28 protein-coding genes are annotated in these 23,646 nt (G+C 72.2%); 9 read left to right on the forward strand and 19 right to left on the reverse strand.

Features of this window, described 5'->3' with window-relative positions:
- The first annotated feature begins 12 nt into the window (after window positions 1-12).
- Genes ABZX22_RS27465 through ABZX22_RS27475 form a run of 3 tightly spaced genes read left to right on the forward strand, consistent with a single transcriptional unit; the run spans window position 13 to window position 2,370 of the window.
- Window positions 13-1,236, forward strand: a complete 1,224-nt coding sequence (locus ABZX22_RS27465) for a histidine kinase (protein WP_354914075.1) — start codon at window positions 13-15, stop codon at window positions 1,234-1,236.
- Window positions 1,227-1,871, forward strand: coding sequence for a response regulator transcription factor (locus tag ABZX22_RS27470; protein WP_354914077.1), 645 nt, complete (start codon window positions 1,227-1,229; stop codon window positions 1,869-1,871). The genes ABZX22_RS27465 and ABZX22_RS27470 overlap by 10 nt, the downstream gene beginning before the upstream one ends.
- Window positions 1,872-1,884: 13 nt before the next feature.
- Entirely contained in the window at window positions 1,885-2,370 is a 486-nt protein-coding gene (locus tag ABZX22_RS27475) for a hypothetical protein (protein WP_354914079.1), read from the forward strand.
- A gap of 78 nt (window positions 2,371-2,448) precedes the next feature.
- On the opposite strand, the gene ABZX22_RS27480 is transcribed toward ABZX22_RS27475, so the two are convergent.
- The 4 genes from ABZX22_RS27480 to ABZX22_RS27495 all read right to left on the reverse strand — a co-directional run bounded on the left by ABZX22_RS27480 (window position 2,449) and on the right by ABZX22_RS27495 (window position 4,925).
- Window positions 2,449-3,387: a glycine cleavage T C-terminal barrel domain-containing protein gene (locus ABZX22_RS27480; protein WP_354914081.1), complete on the reverse strand. Its 939-nt coding sequence runs from the start codon at window positions 3,385-3,387 to the stop codon at window positions 2,449-2,451.
- 4 nt (window positions 3,388-3,391) lie between these two features.
- Window positions 3,392-3,811 carry a Fur family transcriptional regulator gene (locus ABZX22_RS27485; protein WP_354914083.1) on the reverse strand — a complete coding sequence of 140 codons (420 nt, stop codon included), beginning with the start codon at window positions 3,809-3,811 and terminating at the stop codon, window positions 3,392-3,394.
- Between the two features lie 332 nt (window positions 3,812-4,143).
- Window positions 4,144-4,440 carry a DUF2470 domain-containing protein gene (locus ABZX22_RS27490; protein ID WP_354914085.1) on the reverse strand — a complete coding sequence of 99 codons (297 nt, stop codon included), beginning with the start codon at window positions 4,438-4,440 and terminating at the stop codon, window positions 4,144-4,146.
- Window positions 4,437-4,925 (reverse strand): FABP family protein, encoded by a 489-nt coding sequence (locus ABZX22_RS27495; RefSeq protein WP_354914087.1) that lies wholly within the window; start codon window positions 4,923-4,925, stop codon window positions 4,437-4,439. The genes ABZX22_RS27490 and ABZX22_RS27495 overlap by 4 nt, the downstream gene beginning before the upstream one ends.
- Window positions 4,926-5,017: 92 nt before the next feature.
- Here ABZX22_RS27495 and ABZX22_RS27500 point away from each other — a divergent pair, with 92 nt between their 5' ends.
- The gene (locus tag ABZX22_RS27500; RefSeq protein WP_354914089.1) at window positions 5,018-5,380 is read left to right on the forward strand and encodes a DsrE family protein; all 363 of its coding nucleotides are present in this window, start codon (window positions 5,018-5,020) and stop codon (window positions 5,378-5,380) included.
- Between the two features lie 22 nt (window positions 5,381-5,402).
- Here ABZX22_RS27500 and ABZX22_RS27505 read toward each other — a convergent pair whose 3' ends face one another.
- The 4 genes from ABZX22_RS27505 to ABZX22_RS27520 form a co-directional block, all read right to left on the reverse strand.
- Complete coding sequence (locus ABZX22_RS27505) at window positions 5,403-6,119, reverse strand: glutamine amidotransferase (RefSeq protein WP_354914091.1); 717 nt, start codon at window positions 6,117-6,119, stop codon at window positions 5,403-5,405.
- Window positions 6,109-7,338: a MurT ligase domain-containing protein gene (locus ABZX22_RS27510; protein ID WP_354914092.1), complete on the reverse strand. Its 1,230-nt coding sequence runs from the start codon at window positions 7,336-7,338 to the stop codon at window positions 6,109-6,111. Before ABZX22_RS27510 ends, ABZX22_RS27505 begins: the two co-directional genes overlap by 11 nt.
- A gap of 102 nt (window positions 7,339-7,440) precedes the next feature.
- Window positions 7,441-10,308, reverse strand: coding sequence for an ATP-binding protein (locus tag ABZX22_RS27515; RefSeq protein ID WP_354914094.1), 2,868 nt, complete (start codon window positions 10,306-10,308; stop codon window positions 7,441-7,443).
- Between the two features lie 146 nt (window positions 10,309-10,454).
- Window positions 10,455-12,386, reverse strand: coding sequence for a hypothetical protein (locus tag ABZX22_RS27520; RefSeq protein ID WP_354914096.1), 1,932 nt, complete (start codon window positions 12,384-12,386; stop codon window positions 10,455-10,457).
- Window positions 12,387-12,531: 145 nt separating this feature from the next.
- Here ABZX22_RS27520 and ABZX22_RS27525 point away from each other — a divergent pair, with 145 nt between their 5' ends.
- The 3 genes from ABZX22_RS27525 to ABZX22_RS27535 all read left to right on the forward strand — a co-directional run bounded on the left by ABZX22_RS27525 (window position 12,532) and on the right by ABZX22_RS27535 (window position 14,728).
- Complete coding sequence (locus ABZX22_RS27525) at window positions 12,532-13,155, forward strand: hypothetical protein (protein WP_354914098.1); 624 nt, start codon at window positions 12,532-12,534, stop codon at window positions 13,153-13,155.
- On the forward strand, window positions 13,152-13,802 hold the full coding sequence (locus tag ABZX22_RS27530; protein ID WP_354914099.1) for a hypothetical protein: 651 nt from the start codon (window positions 13,152-13,154) through the stop codon (window positions 13,800-13,802). The genes ABZX22_RS27525 and ABZX22_RS27530 overlap by 4 nt, the downstream gene beginning before the upstream one ends.
- Before the next feature lie 407 nt (window positions 13,803-14,209).
- Window positions 14,210-14,728 (forward strand): hypothetical protein, encoded by a 519-nt coding sequence (locus ABZX22_RS27535; protein WP_354914101.1) that lies wholly within the window; start codon window positions 14,210-14,212, stop codon window positions 14,726-14,728.
- Here ABZX22_RS27535 and ABZX22_RS27540 read toward each other — a convergent pair.
- Window positions 14,718-16,031, reverse strand: a complete 1,314-nt coding sequence (locus ABZX22_RS27540; RefSeq protein ID WP_354914102.1) for a hypothetical protein — start codon at window positions 16,029-16,031, stop codon at window positions 14,718-14,720. The genes ABZX22_RS27535 and ABZX22_RS27540 overlap by 11 nt on opposite strands.
- A 70-nt stretch (window positions 16,032-16,101) precedes the next feature.
- On the opposite strand from ABZX22_RS27540, the gene ABZX22_RS27545 reads away from it, so the two are divergent.
- Entirely contained in the window at window positions 16,102-16,461 is a 360-nt protein-coding gene (locus ABZX22_RS27545) for a tetratricopeptide repeat protein (RefSeq protein ID WP_354914104.1), read from the forward strand.
- On the opposite strand, the gene ABZX22_RS27550 is transcribed toward ABZX22_RS27545, so the two are convergent.
- Entirely contained in the window at window positions 16,416-17,591 is a 1,176-nt protein-coding gene (locus ABZX22_RS27550; RefSeq protein ID WP_354914105.1) for a benzoate/H(+) symporter BenE family transporter, read from the reverse strand. The genes ABZX22_RS27545 and ABZX22_RS27550 overlap by 46 nt on opposite strands.
- Window positions 17,592-17,626: 35 nt before the next feature.
- On the opposite strand from ABZX22_RS27550, the gene ABZX22_RS27555 reads away from it, so the two are divergent.
- Window positions 17,627-18,169 (forward strand): XRE family transcriptional regulator, encoded by a 543-nt coding sequence (locus tag ABZX22_RS27555; RefSeq protein ID WP_354914107.1) that lies wholly within the window; start codon window positions 17,627-17,629, stop codon window positions 18,167-18,169.
- Window positions 18,170-18,221: 52 nt separating this feature from the next.
- On the opposite strand, the gene ABZX22_RS27560 is transcribed toward ABZX22_RS27555, so the two are convergent.
- The 9 genes from ABZX22_RS27560 to ABZX22_RS27600 form a co-directional block, all read right to left on the reverse strand.
- Entirely contained in the window at window positions 18,222-18,731 is a 510-nt protein-coding gene (locus ABZX22_RS27560) for a hypothetical protein (protein ID WP_354914109.1), read from the reverse strand.
- Window positions 18,728-19,486 carry a methylated-DNA--[protein]-cysteine S-methyltransferase gene (locus tag ABZX22_RS27565; RefSeq protein ID WP_354914111.1) on the reverse strand — a complete coding sequence of 253 codons (759 nt, stop codon included), beginning with the start codon at window positions 19,484-19,486 and terminating at the stop codon, window positions 18,728-18,730. The genes ABZX22_RS27560 and ABZX22_RS27565 overlap by 4 nt, the downstream gene beginning before the upstream one ends.
- Window positions 19,483-20,037 (reverse strand): sigma-70 family RNA polymerase sigma factor, encoded by a 555-nt coding sequence (locus tag ABZX22_RS27570; protein WP_354914112.1) that lies wholly within the window; start codon window positions 20,035-20,037, stop codon window positions 19,483-19,485. Before ABZX22_RS27570 ends, ABZX22_RS27565 begins: the two co-directional genes overlap by 4 nt.
- 95 nt (window positions 20,038-20,132) lie before the next feature.
- Window positions 20,133-20,438 (reverse strand): DUF1416 domain-containing protein, encoded by a 306-nt coding sequence (locus ABZX22_RS27575; RefSeq protein WP_354914114.1) that lies wholly within the window; start codon window positions 20,436-20,438, stop codon window positions 20,133-20,135.
- Entirely contained in the window at window positions 20,438-21,277 is an 840-nt protein-coding gene (locus tag ABZX22_RS27580; RefSeq protein WP_354914116.1) for a sulfurtransferase, read from the reverse strand. The genes ABZX22_RS27575 and ABZX22_RS27580 overlap by 1 nt, the downstream gene beginning before the upstream one ends.
- A complete protein-coding gene (locus tag ABZX22_RS27585; protein WP_354914118.1) occupies window positions 21,274-21,675 on the reverse strand; it encodes a DUF4395 domain-containing protein in 402 nt (133 codons plus the stop codon). Before ABZX22_RS27585 ends, ABZX22_RS27580 begins: the two co-directional genes overlap by 4 nt.
- A gap of 175 nt (window positions 21,676-21,850) precedes the next feature.
- Window positions 21,851-22,273: a thioredoxin family protein gene (locus ABZX22_RS27590; RefSeq protein ID WP_354914120.1), complete on the reverse strand. Its 423-nt coding sequence runs from the start codon at window positions 22,271-22,273 to the stop codon at window positions 21,851-21,853.
- Window positions 22,274-22,309: 36 nt separating this feature from the next.
- Window positions 22,310-23,128 (reverse strand): zf-HC2 domain-containing protein, encoded by an 819-nt coding sequence (locus tag ABZX22_RS27595; protein WP_354914122.1) that lies wholly within the window; start codon window positions 23,126-23,128, stop codon window positions 22,310-22,312.
- Entirely contained in the window at window positions 23,125-23,637 is a 513-nt protein-coding gene (locus tag ABZX22_RS27600; RefSeq protein WP_354914188.1) for a sigma-70 family RNA polymerase sigma factor, read from the reverse strand. Before ABZX22_RS27600 ends, ABZX22_RS27595 begins: the two co-directional genes overlap by 4 nt.
- Between the last annotated feature and the right edge of the window lie 9 nt (window positions 23,638-23,646).

Consider the following 23,646-nt stretch of genomic DNA (forward strand, 5'->3'; position numbering starts at 1 on the left):
ACCGTTGATCGCATGACCATCTGGCAACGGATCCGCTCCTTATGGGGAGCGGCGACCTGGCTGCGCACCCTGCACGTGGCGATGGGCCTGCTGGCCGGAGCCCTCACGGCAGGCGTGATCATCGCCCTGGTCTTCGCGTCGGTGCTGCTGGTCTGGACCGTGGTCGTGCCGGTGATCGCCGTCGGCGTGCTGTTCTGGGCGCTGCCGTACCTCACCGCCCTGCAGCGGTCCCGCTTCTCCGCCTACCTGGACGTCACGATCGCGCCGGTGCCGCGGGCGTGGCCGCCCCGCAACCCGCTCACCTGGCTGGTCGGCCAGGCCAAGGCGCTCAGCACGTGGCGGCAGATCGCCTACCACCTGCTCTGCCCGCTGCTCAACGGCCTGGGCGCGACCGCCCTGCTCATCGCCTGGGGCGGCACCATCACCCTGGCCATCCTGTCGGCCCGCACCTTCGCCCTGGCGGCCTACTGGTGGCTCGGCGTGCTGTTCGCGGTGATCGCCGTCGGCCTGTTCGTCGCCGGCCCTCTCGTGGCCAGGGCGTTCGCCTGGGTCGACGTCATCGCGGGCAAGGCGCTGCTCGGCCCGAGCATCAGCGACGAGCTGGCACAGCGGGTGGAGACCCTGCGGGAGAGCCGCGCCGAGGTGATCGACGCGGCCGACGCCGAGCGCCGCCGCATCGAGCGCGACCTGCACGACGGCACCCAGCAGCGCCTCGTCTGGCTCGCCATGAACCTCGGCATGGCCCGCGCCACCCTCACCGACCTGCCCGAACCGGCCCGCCAGGTGATCGCCCAGGCCCACGAGGAGGCCAAGCAGGCGCTCAAGGAGCTGCGCGACCTCGTCCGCGGCCTGCACCCCGCCGTCCTGACCGACGAGGGCCTCGACGCGGCCCTGTCCGGCCTGGCCGCCCGCGCTCCCCTCCCCGTACGGCTCAGCGTCGACGTCGCGGACCGTGCCTCCCCCACGATCGAGGCGGTGGCGTTCTTCGTCGTGTCGGAGGCGCTCACCAACATCGCCAAGCACGCCGAGGCGGCCAACGCCGCGATCGCGGTCGTCCGCAGGGGCGATCGGTTGCGGGTGACCGTCCAGGATGACGGGAAGGGCGGGGCCGCGCCCGAGCGCGGCACCGGCCTGCGCGGCCTGGCGCAGCGGGTCGGCTCGGTGGACGGACGGCTGCGCATCGACAGCCCGGCGGGCGGACCGACGACGATCGAAGTGGAGCTTCCATGCGAGTAGTGCTGGCCGAGGACTCGGTGCTGCTGAGGGAGGGCCTGACCTGGGTGCTCGGCTCGGCGGGTATGCAGGTCGTGGCCGCGGTGGCCGACGCCGAGGAGTTGCTGCGCGCGGTCGAGCAGCACGCACCCGACCTGGTGATCACCGACGTGCGGATGCCGCCCTCGCACAGGGACGAGGGGCTGCGCGCGGCCCTCGTGCTGCGCCGCCAGCGGCCGGGGCAGCCGATCGTCGTGCTGTCGCAGTACGTCGAGGAGCGCTACGCCAGCCAGCTGCTGTCGACCGAGACGACCGGGGTCGGCTACCTGCTCAAGGACCGGGTCGCCGACGTCACCGAGTTCGTCGCCGCGCTGCGCAGGGTCGAGGCGGGCGGCACCGCGCTCGACCCCGAGGTGGTCGCCCAGCTTCTGCTGCGCGGCCGCAGCGACCCGCTCGACCAGCTCACCCGCAGGGAGCGCGAGGTGCTCGCGCTCATCGCGGAGGGCCGCTCCAACACCGGCATCGCCGAGGCGCTGGTGGTCTCGGAGGGCGCGGTCGGCAAGCACATCAACAACATCTTCGCCAAGCTCGGCCTGTCCGGCGCCGACGACAAGGACCACCGGCGGGTCCTGGCCGTCCTGCGCTTCCTCAAGGTCTGAAGGGGGCTCGCCCATGCGGAAGCCGTGGTCATCGAAGTCGGACGAAGGCTCGTCCACGCGCACGGTGTGGCTGGTCGTCGGCGGTCTGTTCGCCCTCGGCTCGATCGTCGGCGTCGGAACGGCGTTCGGCCTCAGCATCCCCGCGCCCGACGCGTCGGCCGAGACCTCCCTGATCTCCACCCGCACCAGGGAGGTCACCGAGAACGTCTACGAGCTCACCACGCCGGAGGTGGTCCTCGACGCGTCGGGCGAGGTCGACGTCAAGGTCGTCCAGGGCAGGCACGGGGAGCTGGCGATCAGGCGGGAGTCCACGTGGAGCGTGGGCTCCCGCCACCAGGAGGAGTCGTGGAACGGCCGGTGGTTGCGGGCCGTCTTCGTCTGCGAGACGCCGGGGTGCGGCGCCGTCTACACGCTCGCGGTCCCCGAGGGCACCACGGTGATGCTGAACGGCACGCCCCGCTCGCTCACCTGCCCGGCCGGGAAGTGCGTCCAGCTGTGACACCGTGCGCGCGTGCGGCCCGCCCGTGCCGGACCGGGAGGGCCGGGCACGGCGCGCCGTACCGGACAGGACGGGCGGTCAGCGGATGCGGCGGCGGAGCGCCGGGTCGATCGACACGTTGCGGCCCGCGTCCGGCGGCACGACGACCTCCTGGCCGGCCGCGACGCCGCCGGCCAGCAGCGGCGCGTCGACCGGCGCCGTCCGCTTGACCAGGGCCAGCGCGATCGGCCCCAGCTCGTGATGGCGGGCCGAGGACCCGACGAAGCCCACGTCCTGCCCGTCGAGCACCACCGGCGCGCCGTGCGGCGGCAGGGTGTCGACGCTGCCGTCGAGGTGCAGGAACACCAGGCGGCGCGGCGGGTGCCCCAGGTTGTGGACGCGGGCGACCGTCTCCTGCCCGCGGTAGCAGCCCTTGGTCAGGTGGACGGCCGCGCCGATCCAGCCCACCTCGTGCGGGATCGTCTTGTGGTCGGTGTCGAGCCCGAGCCGCGGCCGGTGCCGCTCGATGCGCAGCGCCTCGTAGGCCCACAGCCCGGCCAGCGGCCTGCCCAGATGGTCGCCGAGCTCGGCGCGCGGCACGAGGACGTCCTCGTCGGCGGTCGACAGGACGGCCAGCTCGTCGGCGAGCGACACCTCGACCCTGAGCATGAACCGCATGCGGTCGAGATAGTCGATCAACGCGGCCGACGCGCCGGGCTCCACGTGGGCGAGCACGGCCGCGCCGTCGTCGACGAGCGTCAGGTGCTGCTCCACCCTTCCCTGAAGGTCCAGGAGCAGCGTCTGGGTCCACACGCCCGGCTGCAGGGTGTCGAGCTTCTGCGAGGTGAGGTCGTTGAGCCATTTCAGCCGGTCGGCACCGGCGATCCGCACGATCTCACGGTTGCTGCGGTCGACGACCGCCTCGCCCTTCAGCAGCGCGCGCTGCTCGGCGAACAGGTCACCGTAGTGGGCGGCCACGTCGGCGTCGGGGGCCTCGGCCGCGACGGCGCCGGGGAGATCCAGCAGAGGGCTACGCATGCCGTCAGGCTACCCGGCAGGCGCGGCACCGGCCGAAGACGGTCAGGTGCCGGATGTCGGTCTCGAACCCCATCTCGTGGTCGAGCCCCTTGACCAGGCCGTCGGTCAGCTCCAGGCGGACCTCGCTGACCTCGCCGCAGACCCTGCACACCAGGTGGAAGTGGTCGGCCTCGGTGGCCAGGTGGTAGGTCGGGGCGCCGTGGTTGAGATGGGTGTGGGTGACCATGCCGAGCTCTTCGAGCAGTTCGAGGGTGCGGTAGACGGTGGAGATGTTGACCCCGCGAGCCGTCTGCCGGACCTTCGCGCAGATCTCCTCGGGCGTGCCGTGCTCGAGCGCCTTGACCGCCTCGAGGACCAGCTGACGTTGCGGAGTCACGCGGTAACCCTTGGCCCGGAGCTCCTCGTGCCATGCGGTCTCGGTCATGTCCCGAGTCTACGGCCGCCGGATAATCGCTTGCCCGTTACCGAAGCCGCCGCATAACTTGAAGGCACGCGGAAAGGAGGTGGTCCAAACAATGGTGATTCATAGTTGGGCTAGCGAGGTGGCTGTCCGCTAGCGACGCGGAACCATCCGGACCAGGTCTGGAGGTCTCGCGACGCGAAGGCGAATCCGAGACAGCCACCGGGGCTCCGAGCAGCCGGACGGCAGGGTGCGGCCCTGCCTGTGGTCCATCCGGCCCGCCTGACCGCAGGCGGAGAAGGCTCGGGGCCCTTTCCCATGTCCGGGCCCGCGAGCCGTCGTCCTCCGCGAACGCGTCAGTGCTCGCCGCGCGGCTGGACGCCCAGCCTGGCGCACGCCTCGTTGTAGAGCCTGACCACCGCGAGCCGTACCTGGGGGCGCTCGGTCAGCGTCTCACCCCACGGCACCCGCACCCGCTCGCCGCCGTCGATCGTGAACTCGATCGCCTCGGCGTCCACGTCACTGGTCGTCGCCGTCGTCGCCGCCGGACGCCCGCCGAGCGCCCGCACGATCAGCAGGCCGTCGGCGGCGTGGTCGTCGTTCATGTGCCGCTTGATCGCCTCGACGACGTCAGGGGTGAAAGGGCCGCTCATGCCACCTTCTTCAGCTCGGCCGACATGTGAGAGGTCAGCGCGACCCCCTCGGCTGCCATGTCGTAGGCCCACATGAGGTTGCCGTTGACCAGACCGTAGAGGCGGTGCCCCGCGGTGTACTCCTTCGCGGTCGCGGTGCGGGCGACCACGTCGGTGCGCAGCTCGATCTTGTGGAACACGACCTCGCCGACGTAGATCTCGACGATGCCCGTCGGGTGGGAGAGCAGCACCTCCAGCTGGCGGTCGGGCTGCTGGCGCCAGTAGCCGGTCTCGGTGGCCAGCGGGCGCACCTTCCCGCCCGACTCGTCCAGCAGCCACGTACGGCTGACGTAGGTCAGGAACGGCTTGCCGTTGTGGCCGAACTCGATCTCCTGGCCGAAGTTGAAGCTCTCGATCGTCGGGTAGCCGCCGACTCCCGCGCCCTCCCACCTGCCGAGCAGCCAGGCGATGGGCTCGAGGTCGGGATGCACTTCAGGTTCTTCCATGTCTCGCAAGCCTAGGCCGTCCACGGGGTGTCCCGCCTGCGCCGGCGTACCGGGTGCGGACGTCCGGGGCGCTTCGGTCTAGGCTGACCCTCATGGCACGATCACTGGTCATCAAGGTCACCGCGGGAGCCGACGCCCCCGAGCGATGCAACCAGGCCTTCACGGTCGCGGCCGCCGCGTTGGCGAGCGGTGTCCCCGTCTCGCTGTGGCTGACGGGCGAGGCGTCCTGGTTCGCCCTTCCCGGCAGGGCCAAGGAGTTCGGCCTGCCGCACGCCGCCCCGCTGGAGGACCTGCTCGACGCCGTGCTCGCGGCGGGCCGCGTCACGGTCTGCACCCAGTGCGCGGCCAGGCGCGACATCACCGTCGACGATCTCATCGACGGCGTGCGGATCGCGGGAGCGCCCACGTTCGTCGAGGAGGCCGTGGCCGAGGACGCGCAGGCCCTCGTCTACTGACCGCCGGCGCCCCCGCGCACCGTCAGCGCGACATGACCGCGTCGAGCCGCTCCTTGCGCAGCCGGTCGTACCAGGTGTCGTCGATCGGCGCCAGCGAGCCGCCCGTCGCCCAGCCGAGCAGCAGGTCGGCCAGCGCCGGGTTACGGGCCAGCGCCGGCCCGTGCAGGTAGGTGCCGACGACGTGCCCGGCGAAGCAGCCCTCGAACCCGTCGCCGTTGCCGATGCCGGCCAGCGTCCGCGACAGCGGCTTGACGCCGGGGCCGAGACGGGTGACGCCCATGTGGTTCTCGAACCCGGTCAGCGTCGGCAGGTTGAGCGAGGTGTCGACCTCGGCCACCAGCTCGCCCACCGCCCGTGCGGGACCGCGCGTGCTGGCGATGTCGAGCAGCCCGATGCCGTCGACCGGCTGCCCCTCCTCGCCGCCGAACGTGCTGCCCATGATCTGGTAGCCGGCGCAGACCGCCAGCATGGCCGCGCCGCGGGCGATCGCCCGGTGCAGGCCGCCGTCCTTGCGCAGCCGCTGGGCCGCGAGGATCTGCGGCCGGTCCTCGCCGCCGCCGATGAGGTAGATGTCGCCGCTCTCGGGGACCGGGTCGGACGAGCGGACGTGGATCGTCTCGACCGTCATGCTCCTCTTGCGGGCCCGCTGCTCGAGGACGAGCACGTTGCCCTGGTCACCGTACGTGCTGAGCAGGTCGGGGTAGATCCAGACCACGCGCAGGGCGCTGTCAGACGGCACGGCCGAACTCCGATCGGATCTGCTGGAAGGCGGTGTAGTTGGCGATCACGTCGAGCCGCCCCGGCGGCAACGCGTCGAACGCCTGGGCGAAGCTGTCGTACAGCTGGAACGGCACCTCGGCGACGTCGAGCCGGAGCGCCAGGTCGAGACGGCGCTCGCCGGTGACGTGGACGGGACGGCCGCGCAGGATGCGGTAGTCGACGTCCCACAGCCAGGAGGTGTCGCGTCCGTCGGGGCCCTGCGCGTTGACCGACAGGATGATCGGCAGCGAGGGGTCGGAGACGTCGAACGCCTCCAGCCAGCCCGCCGGGTTCTTCGACAGCAGCAGCCGCGCCGCCCTGCCGTCACGCTCGACCGTGGTGTAGCGGCCCGCGACCGAGGTGACCTCGCGCAGCCTGGGCAGCGCCGACTGCACGTGCAGCCCGAACGCCTCGCCCACCGCGAGCGCCATCGCGCCGTTGGAACGGTTGGCGAGACCGGGCAGCTGCAGGTCGAGCACCCAGCGGTGGCCGCGCGGGTCGATCACCGCGTCGTCGTCGAGCACCCAGTGGGGCTCGGGCCGGTGGAAGGTGCACTCCCGGCACGCCCAGTCGGCGCCCTTCCTGTCGAGCGGACCGCCGCACTCGGGGCAGCTCCAGGAGTCCTCCTTCCAGCGCTGGCCGCCGGCGACCCAGGTGACCTTGGCGGCCGTGGAGGCGCCCCAGGTGACCAGCGGGTCGTCGCAGTTGGCGATCACGTGGGTGGGCTTGCCCGACAGCGCCCTGCGCCACTTCTGGGCCAGCAGCCAGATCTCGGCCGCCCGGTCCATCTGGTCGCGGCTGAGGTTCATCAGGCACACGACGCCTGCCCCGGTGGTCTCGAGCACCTCGGGGAGGTACTTCTCGTCCACCTCGAGCACGCCGTACGGGGCCGACTTGTGGGCCGACAGCGCCGAGACGTGGCCGGCCGGCATGTTGGCGCCGAACGCGTTGGTGGCCACCTCGCCCAGCTCGGTCAGCGCCGAGGTGATGAGACGGGTGGTGGTCGTCTTGCCGTTGGTCGCGCTGACGAGCACGAGCTTGCGGTCCCTGGCCAGCTGTCTGAGCAGGTCGGGCTCGAGGACCAGGCCGACGCGCCCGCCGATCACGGACCCGTCACCACGCCCGGTGACCCTCGACAAGGTGGCGGCGGTGCGCCCCAGGGCACTCGCGAGCTGGGCCCGCAGCGGAAGCTGGGTCATGCTGACCGATCCTAGTCGAACCGCGTCCGCCGTCACCCTACGGACGGCGGACGCCTTCGTTCCCCGGACCGGGCGTCAGGCGGGCGGCTGCACGGGGAGACGTCAGGCGGGCGGCTGCACGGGGAAGGCGATCTCCGCGGGCCCTTCGCCGTCGAAGGGCAGCACGAAGCGGCGCGGCCAGGACAGCACACCCTCCAGCCACCCCGCGCCCATCGTCTGCCCCACGTGCCTGAGCCGCGCCGCCGGCTCCACCCCGACCGCGACCGTGCCGATGTCCCGCTGCAGCCCCGCGTTCTCGTCGTCGCCCAGGATGACCCGCCAGGCCAGCGCCCTGTTGTGGTCCATCTCCATCGACAGCGGATGGTGCCGCAGCGCCTTGGCCCGATGCCCGAGCAGCTCGCCCGCCGAAGGGCCGCCGAGCAGCGCGTACTCCATCGGCGGCGCGGGGGTGCGCAGGTCGGGCGCGGGCCTGCCGTACGGGAAGAGCCGGTCGACCTCGTGCAGCCACCGCACCTGCGGGATGACCCACGAGGGTCCGGGCCGCTCCCCTCCCGGCTCGACGGCGCCGAGCAGCCGGCCGGCGCTCTCGGCCGCCTTCTCGGTCAGCAGCGCGGGGTCGAACCAGCTGCGCAGCGACCAGGCCCGCCGGGTGACGGACCGCTCGACCAGCGTCGCCAGCAGGCACTCCCTGCGCCTGGCGGGCAGCTCGTTCCACGCCGCCGCCAGGTGGCGCGGCACCCCCGGCAGCGGCCGGTTGGTGACGTAGGCGAGCACGACGGTGTCGCTCCACAGGCGCAGCCACGCCCATTCGGGCGCGTCCGCCAGCAGGTCGGCCTCCCGCAGCTCGACCAGCGTGCACGCCTGACCGGTACGGCACTGCGCCCCGCACGCCGCCGACCTGCGGCCCCTGATGGGCGGCGGCGGCCCCGCGACGGTGTGCTCCCTGTCCTCGCCCAGCGGCACCTGGATGCGCAGCGGCCGGTCCATGCCGTCGGCGAAGACGGCGGCGACGCCCGGCCGCAGGGAGACGACCTGGCGCGACTGCTCGTCGTCGAGGTTCATCGCCGCCCCGACCAGGGCCCGGTCGTCGGCGGCGGGCAGCCGGTGGACGACCTTCAGCGCGGTGTTCTTGACCACGTCGGGGATGAGCTTGGTGGGGATCTGCTCGGCCACGACCAGCCCGGAGCCGTAGGCCCTGATCTCGGCGAGCATGCCCGCCAGCAGCTCCACCGCGTGGGTGGCGGCCCGCCCCGTGCCCCGGTCGCGCAGCAACCGGTGCGCCTCCTCGATCACGATCACGTGCCGGAGACCGCCGGCCTTCTCGCGCCGGGCCCGCATGCGCAGGTGCTCGACGATCCTGATGATCAGCGTGCCCATGAGGAACGCCTTGTCCTCGTCGTTGGCCACGTCCTCGATGGCGAGCACGACGTTGCTCCGCAGGAGCCCGCCGATGTCGGCGGGATGCCCGCCCTCGAAGAAGCGCCCGGCCGAGCCCACCCGCAGCGAGCGCAGCCGCAGCGAGATGAAACCCTCGACGTCGGCCTGGACCTCCCGCCCGTAGCCGATCTCCTGGATGACGTCCATGGCGTGCTGCTGGAGCTGTTCGAGCGTCGGGACCGAGGGCGGCACCTTCGAGCCCGGCACCGCGCCGCCGGTGACGACGTCCCAGCCGTTGGCCTCGTAGACGCGCTGCAGGGCCATGGACATGATCTGCGGGAACGGCTCCTCGGCGTCGAAGGCGGCCATGAACAGGGCCCTGACCATGTCGATGTGCGCCTGCACCGGGTAGCCCGGCTCGGGTTCGAGCGGGTTGACGCTGAACGGCACGGCGTCGGGAGCCGACGGGTTGATCACCGTGACGGGCTCGGCCACACGTCCGGCCATGGCGGCGTACTCGGACTTGGCCGGTTCGATGGCCAGCCAGGGGATCTTCACCGCGCTCAGCCGTTCGAGCAGGTGCCGCACGGTCTGCGACTTGCCCGAGCCCGTCGCGCCGGTGACGAACGCGTGCCGGTTGAGCGTGGCGAGCGGCACCCCGAACGAGCCCACCGCCCGGTCCTGCCCGTCGAGGACGGCGCCCAGGTCGAGCTCCCCGGTGGCCTCGGAGGTCACGTCGAAGTACCCGGCGTCCAGTACGCGCACGCCGGGCACCTCGCGCCTGGGCAGCCCGGCGAGCGCCGCCAGCGTCCCCGCCGTCGCCGCGAACGGCACGGCCGCGCCGTCGCCGGCGTCCTGCGTGGTCGCCGCGAGCGCCTCCCGCAGCGCGCAGGCGGCGGGCAGGGCGCTGCGCAGCCGGTAGGGGTGGTGGCCCAGCTCCACCGAGCCGACCAGCACGGGGGCGATCTGCCGCAGGTCGTCGGGGGTGGCCGCGCCGGCCAGCACCCTGACGTTCCACAACCCCGCCTCGCGGAAGGCGTCGAGCTCCTGCATGCGGCGCTCGGCCCGCTCCACGTCGAACCTGGAGCGCTCGGAGGCCTCGCCGTACTGCCTGAGCACGTTGAGCTGGGTACGCAGGTGCGCGACCTCGGTGTCGAGCAGGCCGGTCGGCTCGGCGACCACCAGCCAGGCGAACGGCCTGGCCATCAGCGTGACCAGCGTCGACTCGAACAGCGTCGGCTCGGCGGGGCCTGCCTCCCGCCGGTTGTGCAGCGGCGGCGCCTGCCGTCCAGGGCACGGCACCCACACCAGGTCGCCGAGATCGGCCAGGTAGTCCTCGGCCAGGCGCTTACCGCGCGCCCCTCCGGGGAACAGCAGCGGCTCGACGGAGGCGCGCGGCGACAGCGGGCCCGCGTTGGTGACCAGTTCGAGGGGGGCACCGCCGCCGCGCGACACCCAGCCGATCACGAAGGGCCGGTCCTGCTGCGCGGCCGAGAGCACGGCGGGCAGCACGGCGACGAAGTCGGACTCCGCCGAGGAGACCCGGGCGGGTGCGGCGATGGACTGGATGCGATACCACGGACCACTCAGCACGTCGTTACCTCCTGGGCTGAGAAACGTGCGCGTGGAACCGTTGCGGGTTCCTTGGGACGACAGAGAAGGAGGAGGGTCTACGGCACACGTTTCCCTTGAGAAAGTCCGCCGATGATCAAGACGTCACCCGGCACTTGACCATCCCCTTACCCCTTCTTCCGCCAGTCGAGGCGTGGCGGCGGCGGGCCCAGGTTGGGCGGCGGCTCGTCGGGCGTGGCGGTCTCGCCCATGTCGAGCACCGCGTCACGGGCCTCCTCGAGCTCGGCGAGCGTCGTCCTGGGGAAGGTGAGGATGGCCGGGTTCGCGTCGGCCAGCCGTACGCGGCGGCCGTCGGCGGTGGCGTCGGTGACGATCACGGACGTGGTGGGCAGCTGCTGCAGCTGGTGCGGTTCGACGAGGAACTCGCGCGAGCGCTGCAGGACGCGCTCGGTCTCGCCGATCTTGTCGGCGGTCCTGCCCCACTCGGTGGACTCGGTGATGTCCTCCTTCAGATCCGTACGGCTCTCGCCCCGCTCCTCGACCCCCTCCTCCACCTGGTCGATCGTGGAGGTGTAGCGGGCGCCGTCGAGACCGGCCACCGACGCGCTGATCGTCTCGGTGAGCTGGGCCAGCTCCAGGCGGTGCTCGGTGCCGACGTGCTCGCTGGCCACCCGGGCGTCCTCGGCGTTGCCCAGGCGCATGAACGCCACGGCCGCGTGCCCTCGGCCCAGCCGCTCCCGCACGGTCGGCGTCAACGACCGGTAGGTCAGCACCAGCCCGGTCCGCGACGTCTCGCAGGCGTCCATGAGGCGGTCGAGCACGTCGCCGCGCAGCTTGTCGGCGCCCGCGACGATGATCGTGTGGTACCAGGGGCGGTCGGAGGCGGGCGACTGGCGCAGGATGTGGGTGAGCGCGGTGGCCACGTAGGTGCCTAACACGCGGTTGCCGAACACCCCCGCCTGCCGGTCCATGCTCACCACCCGCAGGCGGGCCGGCGGGAGCCGTACCGCCTCGGTGCCGAGGGTCTCGAGCTTGCGCAGCTGCGACTCCAGCGCCCACGCCCGCTCGATGACGACCCTGTCGCTGACCCCACGCCCGAACATCGTGCCGATGCGCTCCAGCTGCTCGGCGGTGATCAGCCCGTACTTGAGGTCGTCGCGCGGGTCGCCCACCTGGGCCAGCGCCCGCAGCGCGGCCGTCACCTGGGCGATCGTGGCGTGCTCGCCGAGCACGTCGAGCACCCGCTCGAGGATCGCGTTGTCGAAGCTGAGGTCGCGCGTCGTGCGGTGCTCCTCGCTGACGCTCACCACGTGGGCCAGCACGTCGGCGAACGCCTCGGGTTTGAGCGTCGCCCCCAGGTCGAGCTTGGGCAGGTCGACGGGCAGCACCCACACCAGCGGGTCGTCGCCGCCCCTGCGGGCCAGCTCGATCAGGTCCTTGGCGATCGCCCCCTCGGACAGGTCGAGCACAGTCAGATGCCCGCCGCTGTAGAGGCGCGTCGCGCCCAGCAGCGTCACCAGCGCCGACCAGCCGGGCAGCGTGCCGCCCGCCACGTCGACGCGGTCGATCTCGTCGGGTACGGCGACGCCGTACCAGGTCAGCTGCCTGTCGTAGCGGTCCTTCAGCTCCTGCCAGTCGCGGTAGCGCTCGGCGTGCTCCTCCTGGGCCCTGAACAGCTCCTTGTCACGTTCCTGCCGGAGCCGGTCGTCCCTGGCCTGCCGCTCGCGCACCCGGTAGCGGACCGCCCGGTCGCCCTGGAGGACGGCGTAGCTGCAGATGCCCGCGACGCCGCCGGTCGCCACCAGCCCGATGATCGCGAACGACCAGCCCAGCGCCCCCGCGAAGGCCGCGACCAGGATGACGACGGCCAGCACGGCCATGAACGTCCGGAAGATCTTCACGGGCCGGTTGAGCAGGTCCTCCTGCATCCGTTCCCTGCGTACGAGCTCGGGGTCGGGCGTGGACTCCCGCGGCGGCTCCTCGGCGGGCGAGGGACGCTTGGGCGGCTCTCCCGGGTCTGGGTGCAGCAGCATGTACTGCCAGCCCAGGTAGATGCGATCCGCCTGCAACTGCGCCTGCTCGGGATGCACGTCCGCCACGTGACCCTCCGGCCGCCCTATCTCGTTAGTAGTGCCCCAGCCTACGAGTTCGGCCGCCGGTTCCGGCACGGTTCCCGGCAATTCAACCAGCAGATGGGAGTATTGCGGCGGATGGTGCAAGCGTGACCTATTACCATCGTTGCCCATGACGGAACCCTCCCCCGAGGACGACCGGCCACGACGCCCGATCCTGGTGCCCGCGGTGGGGTTGGTCCTGGCCACCGGACTGGGCATCACCGCCCTTCTCGGCGGGCTGAACGAGGCTCCCGACCCCAACCCCCCCGCCCTCAAGCCGGCCACCGACATCGACCAGGGCCAGTTCAAGACCAGGTTCATGGAGAGCAGGGTCACCGTCGTCCAGCCCGACGTCTCCTTCGAGGACCCCAAGCGCTTCCTCGAAGTGGAGGCGACGGTGACCAACGAAGGCGACGAGACCGCCCTCGCGGGGTCGTCCTTCACGTCGACGCTGCTGAAGATCACACCGGAGATCAAGCCGAAGTACGGCGTCATCACGCTCGTGCCCACCCAGAGCGGGCCGAGCGAGCAGCTCCAGCCGGGAGTCCCGACGAAGGTGCTGGTCCGCTACGAGCTGGAGCCGGGCACGAAGGTGCCCGACAAGATCACGCTCGACGTCGGCACACGGCACTACGCGACAGGCGAGTACACACCTGTCTACGGCTGGATGCCGGAGACAGAGGAGAAGGGCGACAAGCAGGTGCCCGTCGTCCTGGGCCGGATCACGCTCCCCGTGCGACCGGAGGGCTCATGACCGCCGTCGACCAGCACAGCTCCGTGCCGGCGCGCCAGTCGCGCCGCGCCGCCCGCCGGGGCGGCGGCTCCAAGGTCCTCAACGCCGTCGTCGGGCTCGCGCTGGCGGGAGGTGCGATCGGACTGCAGACCCTCATGCCGACCTTCGAGGACCTCGGCGCCCCCCTCACCTACACCGGCGCCGTCAAGGACGACGTCGACGCCGGCCGCTTCTCGGCCAGGGTCGAGGCCGTCTCCTCCGCCCGCGCGATCGAGGTGGGCGAGAAGAAGATCGGGGCAGGCAAGGACCAGGTCTTCCTCGTCGTGCAGGCGGCCGCCACGGCGCCGAAGGAGCCGCTGCACCTCAACCCCGCCGAGCTGCTCACGGCCGAGGACAAGCGCTTCACGGCCACCGACCGGATCGAGAAGACCAAGTCGCTGGCCTACCCGTGGATCCAGCCCGGCTGGTGGACGCCCGGCGTCTTCGTCTTCGAGGTGCCCGCTGCGGCCCTGCCCGGCGCCAGGGTGGTGTTCTCCATTCCGGACGGCGGCCTCTACGGCGAGCCGCACCTGCCGGAGGCCGAGGTGGACCTCGGTCTGGACGACGCGGCGGCCCAGCGGCTCTTCACCGCGCCCAAGGACGTCTACCCGCTGGGGGACAAGCGATGACCGACTGGTTCTCCCCCGCCTCGGGGCGGCAGCAACCCCAGCAGCCCCAACCCGGTCAGCAACCCCAGCCGCAGCAGCCCCAGCCCCCGCAGCCCCAGCCGCTATCACGGCCCCGGCGTCGGCAGGCGCGGCCGCAGCAGTACCCCCAACCCCAGCAGCACCGGCCCGTCCACCCCGATCACCAGGTGTGGCCGCCGGTTCCGCCGACCCGCGAGCCCGCGGGAAGCTCGACGCAGCCGCTGCCCGCCGTGCCGAGCGCCGGCCCGGTGCCGCATCGGCAGCCCCAGCCGCCCGCCCAGCGCGGCGCTTCCCCGGCGGGCCCTCCGTCGGACCCACCGGCGGACCCGGCGGCCACCGGCACGGGAGAGGCACAGCCGCCCAGGCGCCCCCGCCTACTGTTGCAGGGCGTGGGCGCGGTCGTCGCGCTCGCCGTGGCCATCGGCGCCCCGACCGTCGACCGCTACCTGTTCTTCAAGAACGGCCAGCCCGACGACCAGGTGCACCCGGTCGCGGCCGGGCAGGAGATCACCTTCGAGCACGTCAGGTGGAAGGTGGACTACGACACGATGGCGGCACCCGCCGGCAGCAGGCACAACACGCCGGACAAGCAGTGGCTCAGGATCGCCGTCACCAGGACGGCCGTCGACAAGGACGGCGCGCAGCTGACGGGGAAGCCGGACGTGCTGCTCAAGGACCGCGCGGGCCGCGCGTGGCAGCTGGAAGACCTGCCGCCCGACAGGACACCGGCGGACCACGTCGTGGGTGAGAGCTACGTGACCACCAAGGTCGCCGTCGTGCCGTCCGCCGTGGCCAAGGAGGTGGAGCTGGAGCTGCGCCCCAGCTCCTACCGGTCGGACACGCCGGTCGAGGACCTCATGAAGCCGACCGAGGACGACAACCGCGACGTCCTGCGGTTCAGACGTTGACGGCCTGACCGCTGAGCCTGGCCCTGGTGGCCGCGATGTCGAACGTCGCGGCCAGCAGGCACATCGTCAGCGTGGTCACCAGCAGATCCTTCACGAACTCGATCGGTTCGCTGATGACGAGCCACCAGTACGGTGTCTCCGAACCGATGAGCGTGCGCACGCCCCTGTCCGCGTAGTCGGCGCCCAGGCGCAGCGCCACGTACAGCACGCACATGAGGCCGAACAGCGCGGCGCCGCCCTTGATGACCAGCCGGAAGGTGTTGACCAGCGGGACCCAGCGCTCCATGAAGCTGCCGGTCACGCGGTTGAACGACTGCTGGGTCATGTCGTGGGACTGCTCCAGCCGGTCGACGCCCGTTTCGAGACGGCGGATGCCGCGCACCGCCGAGCGGGTGTCCTCGCTGAAGGCGCCGAAGACGAGGATCGCGAGGGTGAGCCAGGTGAGCGGCACGATGAGGGCGTCGACCAGGTAGGGCGTGATCTCGCCGACCGTGCCCCAGAAGGCCTCCCAGCCGGGCACGTTCTCCTTGGCCTGCTTCCAGAGCTCGCCGGACTCCGCGACGACCTGTCGGTGTCCCACCCAGTCGGAGCGCAACGCCGCGAGGGTCAGCGTCGCGTTCAGGCCGAAGAAGAACAGCGCGAACTCCGACATGGCCGACGCCACGCCCGCGGACCTGCCCTCGCCCCGCTCCACCATGCGGTTGAAGAACCAGCGCAGGCCCATCGCCACGACCATGGCGCCCAGCGAGACGCGCCAGTCGAGATCGATGAGACCGGTCCCGGCGGTGGTCTCGGCCTTCTTGCCCTCGGCCGTCGCGGTCAAGATCGGGTCATAGAAGTTGTCGTCGAGGTTGTGCAGCCAGTCGAGGCCGCTGAAGTCGAGGGCGTCGCGCCGGACGAAGTTCCACGTCAGGTAGATGGCGGCGAAGGCCGGGGCGATGCGGTCGAGTGCGGCGAAGAACCGCTCGGGCTCGTCGCCGCGCGCCGCCGTCTCCCACAGCGCCCCGCGCAGGCTGTACAGCATGCCCGCGGTCGTCACCATGGCCAGCATGACGACGAGCGTCATCACCGCGATGGTCGCGACCAGGCGGGCCTGGCGGTAGTCGCCGTGGGAGATCTCGGTGCCGAGGTAGAGCAGGCCGAACCGGGCGGCCTCCCCCACCGAGAACCACATGATCAAGGGCAGCGCGCACCTGCCCGCGAGGCGAAGCGCGTGCAGGGGCAGCGAGAACGGCGACGGCATCCGCTGGGCCGGCGTGGGCGCAGGTCGGGGTGGTGCCGCCACACCAGACGATCCTGACATCTGGTGAATCGTAGCGTCACAGGGTTAACACCGGGAATGCGATGCATGTAGTTGAGTGTTCAATCACACCATGAACGAGATCGAGCGCTACCGCTTCGCCGAGCGCCTGCTGGGGATGCGAGACCCCCTGGGCGCCCTCATGATGCTGGAGCCGCTGCTCGACGAGCACGGCGACGACCACGGCCTGCAGTTGCTGACCGCCCGCGCCTACTACCACTCCGCCCAGCTGCGCAGGGCGGAGCAGGCCCTCGACGGGCTGCTGGAGCGCGACCCCAGCGACCACTACGCCCGTTTCCTCCTCGGCAGGACGCTGGAGCGCGCCAGCCGGCTCGAGGAGGCGCTGCCGCACCTGCGCATGGCCGCGGCCATGCACGCCGACCCCGACTACCTGGAGTCGGTCGGCAGGGTGGAGCGCAAGCTGGCGGCCTGAGGCCGCCGGAACAGCAGCAGGTGCATGAGCCCGCCCGCCACCAGGCCCCAGAAGGCCGAGCCGACACCCAGCCAGCTCACGCCCGAAGCGGTGACCGCGAAGGTGACGACCGCGCCCTCCCTGCCGTGGGCCTCGGTGAAGGCGGAGGAGAGCGCGGAGCCGAGCGCGCCGAACAGGGCGAGCCCGGCCACCGCGGTCACCAGGACGGGCGGTGACAGCAGGACCAGGGCGGCGGCCGCGCTGGACAGCAGGCCGAGGCCGATCATGGAGGCGCCGGCGGTGACCGAGGCGATCCACCGGCGGGCGGGGTCGGGCGCCGCCTCGGGCGAGGCGGCCAGCGCGGCGGTGATGGCGGCCAGGTTGACGGCGTGCCCGCCGAAGGGCGCGCCGAGCGCCGAGGCCGCCCCCGTCGCCAGCAGCACGCCGCGCAGCGGCGGGCGGTAGCCGTACCCGGAAAGGACGGCCATGCCGGGGATGTTCTGGGCGGCCATCGTGACCAGGAACAGCGGCACGCCGATGCCCGCCACCGCCGAGACGCTGAAGACGGGCGCGGTGAACTCGACCACGGGCACCAGGCTGAGCCGTCCGGGAGGGTTGGTGACCGCGATGACCGCCGCCGCGGCGGCCAGCGCCCCCGGCACCGCCCAGGTGCGGGCGAAGCGATAGAGCAGCGCCCAGACCAGGATCACCGGCCCGGCGAGGTACGGCACGTCGAGCATGGCCTGCACCGGCGCGAGGCACAGCTTGAGCAGCACCCCCGCGAGCATGGCGGCGGCGATCGGACCGGGGATCGCCGCGATGGCGCGACCCAGCCACGGCACCAGCCCCGCCGCCATGACGAGCAGCCCGCAGACGACGAACGCGCCCACGGCCTCGGCGAACGACCCGCCCGCGGTCAGCAGGAGCGCGGCGCCGGGAGTGGACCACGCGATGGTGATGGGCATCCGGTGCCGCAGGCCCAGCGCGATCGACACGACGCCGACGGCGACGCACAGGGCCATCAGCCCTGAGGCGGCCTGCCGTTCGTCGGCTCCGACGGCGCGTAATCCGGCGAGGACGACGGTGAAGGAGCTGGCGAAGCCGACCAGCGCGGTCACCACTCCGGCGACGAGGGGTTGCGTCCGTTCCATATACGGAACCCTACAGGGTCGGGCAAGATGGCCTCATGACAGCCGTGAGCGGCGACCCGCGCGAGGTCGGCAGGAAGGTGCGGCGGCTCCGGCAGGAGCGCGGGATCTCGCTGTCGGAGCTGGCCAGAAGGGCCGGCGTGGGCAAGGCCACGCTGTCCGGCCTGGAGACGGGCGTCCGCAATCCCACCCTCGACACGCTGTGGGCCGTCACGGCCCAGCTCGGCGTGCCCATCGCGGCCGTCCTCGACGACGCCCCCGCCGCCCCGGTCCAGGTGCGCGGCACGGCGGTCGAGGCCACGTTGCTGCAGGTGTTCGACGACGCGGGCGTGACCTACGAGCTGTACCGGATGCGGGTGCCGCCGGGCGCCACCCAGACCTCACCCGCCCACCACGAAGGCGTGAGCGAGCACATCACCGTCTTCTCCGGCACGCTCAGCGCGGGCCCCCTGGACGCGCCGCTGGTGGCGGGCCCCGGCGGCTACCTGAGCTGGCGGTCCGACGTCCCGCACGGCTACGCGGCCGTGGGCACCGAGCCGGTCCACGCCTCCCTGCTCATCCGCTACCCGGCCACCGGCTGACCGCCACTCGGCCACCGCCCTACCGGCTGACCACCGCGGACCCGCCACTCGGCTAACCGGCCACCAGCTGACCGTCGCGCACCAGCCAGAGACCTCCGTCGGCGCGGGCGCCGCGCAGCCCCTCCGTGGCCTCCGGCCCCGCCACGCCGGGCAGATCGGGTACGGCCAGCCCCGCGAAGGCGATGGTCCTGCTCGGCCGCCACACGCCCGTCGCCACCAGCCGCCTGCCCATGCCCTTCCAGCCCTCCGGCTCGTCGGCCACCACCCACAGGTCGGGATGGCCCGCCACCAGCCGGCAGGCCGGACGCAGCCACGACGCCGCCTCCTCAGGCCACGAGACCACCGCCCCGATGTGCCCGCCCACCGCCTCCCACGCCGCCACGAACGCGCGTGCCCGGTCCGCGCAGGCCGCCGAACGTCCGTGGCCCACGTTGACCAGCAGCGGATGCTGCTGGCCCACCAGCCGCAACACCGCGGTCAGCTCCGCCTGCGCGCCGCCGCCTCCCGCCGGCGCCGCCGCGCCGCGCACGTGCGCGCGCCGCCACTCCGTGAACGCGTTCACGCCGCCACCCCCGGCCGGCAGGTCCGGCACGCGCGGTAGCCCTCCGCCTCCGCCTGCGCCACGCTACGGAAGCCGTGCCGGTGCCGCGGCGTGATGCGCCGGGCGTTGTGGCAGGTGGGGAAGCACACGATGCCCGTGGTGTCGCTGGCCAGGTAGAAGACGTTCTCCCCGGCCAGCGTGCGCAGCCCGTCGAGGTCGACGCCCTCCTCCCGCAGCAGCCGCTCCTTGGCGGCGCCGCCGAAGACGTAGTCGCCGGTCACGCCGTCCGACCTGATCACCCGATGGCACGGCACCAGCAGCGGCACCGGGTTGCGGGCGAGCGCGGTGCCGACCGCGCGCACGGCGCCCGGACTGCCGATCTGGCGGGCGATCCACCCGTAGGGCCGCACCTCCCCTCGCGGGATGCGCTGGGCGGTGGTCAGCACGGCCCGCTGGAAGTCGCTCAGCTCCCGCAGGTCGAGCCGGACCCCCGCGGCCTTCCCCGTGCGCAGGGCGGGCAGCAGGCCGGCGGGCGGGCGGTCGCCCGGCAGCAGCGGCCTGCCGAAGCGGGCCCTGAACTCCGCGGCGAAGCCGTCCCCGTCGTCGGGGTCCTCGTGCCGGCGCAGGAAGGCGATTCCGTGGTCGGTGCTGGCGACCGACACCTCGCCGAGCGGGCTGGACACGCGCACCCAGCGGGCGGCGATCCGGTCGAGCAGCCCGGCGGGCGCGTCGGTGGACAGTGCGGCGAGCCCGGCGAGCAACGGATCCTGGTTCATCTGGCCATCTCCCTCAGACGCTTGAGCCCCCGCGACACGTGCGACTTGACGGTGCCCTGCGGGAGGCCGAGCACCGTGGCCACCTCGCTGACGGGCAGATCCACCACATGCCTGAGCACCACCGCGGCCCGCTGGTCCTCCGGCAGCCGGCGCAGCAGGTCGGCGAGCTCGCCGCCGGTCTCCCGCCGCTCTGCCGCCGCCTCCACGTCCTCGCCGGTGTCCGCCGTGTCCACGGGCTCCTCCAGCAGGTCGGGCGGCGGCTGGCGAACCCTGGAGCGGACGCAGTTGCGCCACACGTTCATGAGGATCGTCATCAGCCACGGACGCGGCTGCAGCGCTGCGATGCGCGCGCGATCGTAGCCCGCCACCGCCCGGTACGCGCGGAGGAACGCCTCCGCGGTCAGGTCCTCGGCGTCGGCCCAGCGTCCGCTCAGCCGCAGGGCCGTGGAGAACACCAGACCCCGGTAGGTCTCGTACAGCTCGGCGAAGCCTCCGTCGAGGTCGTCGACCAGCGCCTTCCTGACCGGGTCCAGGCAGTCGAGTTGGTTCACGTCCTCTATAACACCGACGCGCCCGAGTCCGTTGCGGGAAGACGAGAAGGGGCCGCGTCCCGTGGGACGCGACCCCTTCTGCTGTGTCGGATCGGTCAGACCGCGACGGCGAGCTGGGCGACCTCGCCGAGCTTGGCCTGGACGGCCACGTCGCGGGTGATGCCGCCACCGGCGATGATGCGGACGGTCCAGTCACCCGGAGCGGCGAAGAAGCGGAAGACGCCCTCGTCGGACACCACGACCTCGCCGGTGAACTCGCCCGATTGGTCGAGCAGTCGCGCGTAGGCGGTGCCGGCGCCGGTCACCACGCCCTGGATGACGGCCTGGGTCGACAGGTCGATCCCGGCCGGCAGCGCGATGGTCTGCTCCGGAGCGCCGCATCCCTGAGTCGAAACAGTCATTAGCGGGCCTCCCCCAGCTCGATCGGCACGCCCACGAGCGAGCCGTACTCGGTCCACGAACCGTCGTAGTTCTTCACGTTGGCCTGGTCGAGGATCTCGTGCAGCACGAACCACGTGTGCGCCGAACGCTCCCCGATCCGGCAGTAGGCGATGGTGTCCTTGCCGAAGTCGACACCCGCGCCCGCGTAGAGGTTCTTCAACTCCTCGTCGGACTTGAACGTGCCGTCGTCGTTGGCCGCCTTCGACCACGGGATGTTGCGCGCCGTCGGCACGTGCCCCGCCCGCTGCGCCTGCTCCTGCGGAAGGTGCGCCGGGGCCAGCAGCTTGCCGGTGAACTCGTCGGGCGAGCGCACGTCGACCAGGTTGAGCTTGCCGATGGCCGCCACCACGTCGTCGCGGAAGGCGCGGATCGCCGCGTCCTGCTCCTGCGCCACGTAGCCGGTCTTCGCCCGCTGGGGAGCGTCGGTCACCAGCTCGCGCGAGTCCAGCTCCCACTTCTTGCGGCCGCCGTCCAGCAGCTTGACGTTGGAGTGACCGTAGAGCTTGAAGTACCAGTACGCGTACGACGCGAACCAGTTGTTGTTACCCCCGTAGAGCACCACGAGGTCGTCGTTCGAGATGCCGCGCTCCGACAGCAGCGCCTCGAAGCCGGCCTTGTCGACGAAGTCGCGGCGGACGGGGTCCTGCAGGTCGGTCTTCCAGTCGATCTTGACGGCGTTACGGATGTGGCCCTTGTCGTAGGCGCTGGTGTCCTCGTCGACCTCGACGATCACGACACCCGGGGTGTCGAGGTTGGCCTCGACCCAGTCAGCATCCACCAGGGCGGCGGAGCGGCTCATGTGTGAACCTCCATTGTGGCGGCGGGCAGTAGACGGCGAATCATCAGGTACATCTCGCAGCCGAGGCAGAGACCGAAGGCTGCGTTGAGGAAGGCGGCGAGGAGAGCCGCCGCCGTCGCCCCGAGGGCGATCGGCGTGATCCCGGTGACGAATCCGACCAGCCCCGCGACCGCGAAGGTCAGGCCGACCGCCTGCGCGAACCGCGGCGGGCGGGCGTCCTCCGTCGTCGACGGAGAACTCCTGAAGAGCATCTTGTACGGCGAGCGACCGGCCACACCGAACGCGAACACCACCGCCTGGACGGCCAGCAGCCAGCCGCTTCCCGTCAGCAGGACGAGAGCGAGGACGATTGTGGTGACAGCCGCGCCGAGACGCAGCACTCGAGGGTCGGCACGCATCGCGGGATGCTCCTGAAGGGTCGGAAGGGGGCGGATCAGATGTCCGCGCGAGACCGTCCTCAGGCAGCGCGACAGAGCGCGGTGGTCACGCGGCAGAAATCAACCGCGCGCCGCTTCGTCAGCAGCTCTGTCGTGGGGTTCATGGCGACGACACTACCTGTCGTCTCGCCGTCTGTCACATCTCGTCCGGCTCGTGAGACACGATCGTGCCCAGGACCGCGATGACGTCCGCCTTCCTGGGCTGGCCTGAGGCCCTCTTCACGACGTTGCCCGCCCCGTCGAGCACCAGGACGGTCGGCGTGCGCATGATGTCGAGCCGGCGCACGAGGTCGAGCCGTGACTCGGCGTCGATCTCCACGTGCCTGACCCCCGGCACCAGGCCGCTCACGTCGGCCAGCACCCGGCGCGTCGCCCGGCACGGCTGGCAGAACGCCGTCGAGAACTGCACCAGGGTCGCGCGCTCGCCCAGCTCGGCGCCGAGCGCGTCGGCCGTGAGCGTCCGGCCCGCGTCGCGCATGCGTCCGTCGCGGCGCAGCTTCACCACCCCGATCACCGTGCCCAGCGCCAGCGTCGCCAGCGCCACCCACCAGCCTGCCATCGCCTGGTGCAACCGGCGCCGGGCCGGGATTCTTCCCTACCTGGCGTCGACCGTGACCAGGACCCGGTCGGCGGCGTCCCTGATCTCGAAGGCGCGGATGGCCGCCAGCGGCGTGCGGCTCGCCACGTGGTAGACCTCCGAGCCCTCCTCGTAGCGGTTCGCCCTGACCTTCCACGACCCGGTGACCTCGCGCCCGCCGCTCTTGCGCACCACGACCAGCGTGCATTCGGTGTCCGCGGCAACGCCGCTGACCTGCACCTGGAGGGGCATGCCCGGCGTCACGGTGACCGTGGCGCTGACCCCGTTCCTGCTCCCCTGGAAGGCCGTCCCCTGGGACTTGAGCGCGGCCGACGGGGACTCCGAGGGCGCGGCTCTGGTGTCGGCCCGCGGGAGGTCCTGGGCGATCATGGGCTGCTCGGGGGTGTTCGCCTTGGGCGCCTTCGTGGCCTCCCCGGCGTGCTCGGGCGCGGCGCCCTGCCCCATGTCGGCCTGCGTGCTCGCGGGCGCCGCCGCCGTGGACTGCGACGCGCGCTGCTGGATCCCGGTCCAGACCGTGCCGCCCACCGCGAGCACCGCGACCGAGGCCGCGACGGCCAGCAGCAGCCGGGTCCGCCGGTGCCGCTTCACCCGGTCGTTCAGCAGCCGGTCGAGCACCTCACGAGGAGGGCTCGCGACCAGCACCACATCCTGCTCCGACACCTTCGCCAGGAACGAGGAGACCCCCTCGAGCTCCATCAGCTCGTCGGTGCACCCCTCGCACGAAGCCAGGTGGACCTCGACCTCCAGCGCCTCCTCGGGGTCGAGCGCCCCGAGCGTGTAGGCGCCGAGCGACAGCCGTACCTCCTCGCACGTCACGGCGCCAGCCCCCGCTCTTCCAGGGCGAGCTTCAGCGCCCGCAGCGCGTAGTAGGTCCGCGACTTCACGGTGCCGGCCGGGATGCCCAGCGTCTCCGCCGCCTCCTTCACCGATCGCCCCCGATAGTAGACCTCCAGCAGCACGTCACGGTGCTCCGGCCGCAGCGCGGCCAGCGCCTCCGCCACCGCCCACGACTCGACGGCCTTCTCGAGCTCGTCGTCGGCGGGGATGACGGCGAGCGCCTCGTCCCCTGTCTCCTGGGGTCTGGCCTTTCTCGCGCGGTGCTGGTCGACGACGAGGTTGCGAGCCACTGTGAACAGCCACGCCCTGATCGGACGCCCCGAGACCGCCTCAGGATGCCGCCATGCCCGCAGCAGCGTCTCCTGCACGACATCCTCCGCTCGGCCAGGGTCCCCGGTCAGTCGCAGTACGTAACCGTAGAGCGGCCCCGCGTGCTCGTCGAAGAGGGTTCTCACGAGTTCCTCGTCGGCTGTGCCTGCTGGGCTCACCCCCTCATC

The organism is Nonomuraea sp. NPDC003804 (assembly GCF_040610675.1).
In the GTDB taxonomy this organism is placed as follows: domain Bacteria; phylum Actinomycetota; class Actinomycetes; order Streptosporangiales; family Streptosporangiaceae; genus Nonomuraea.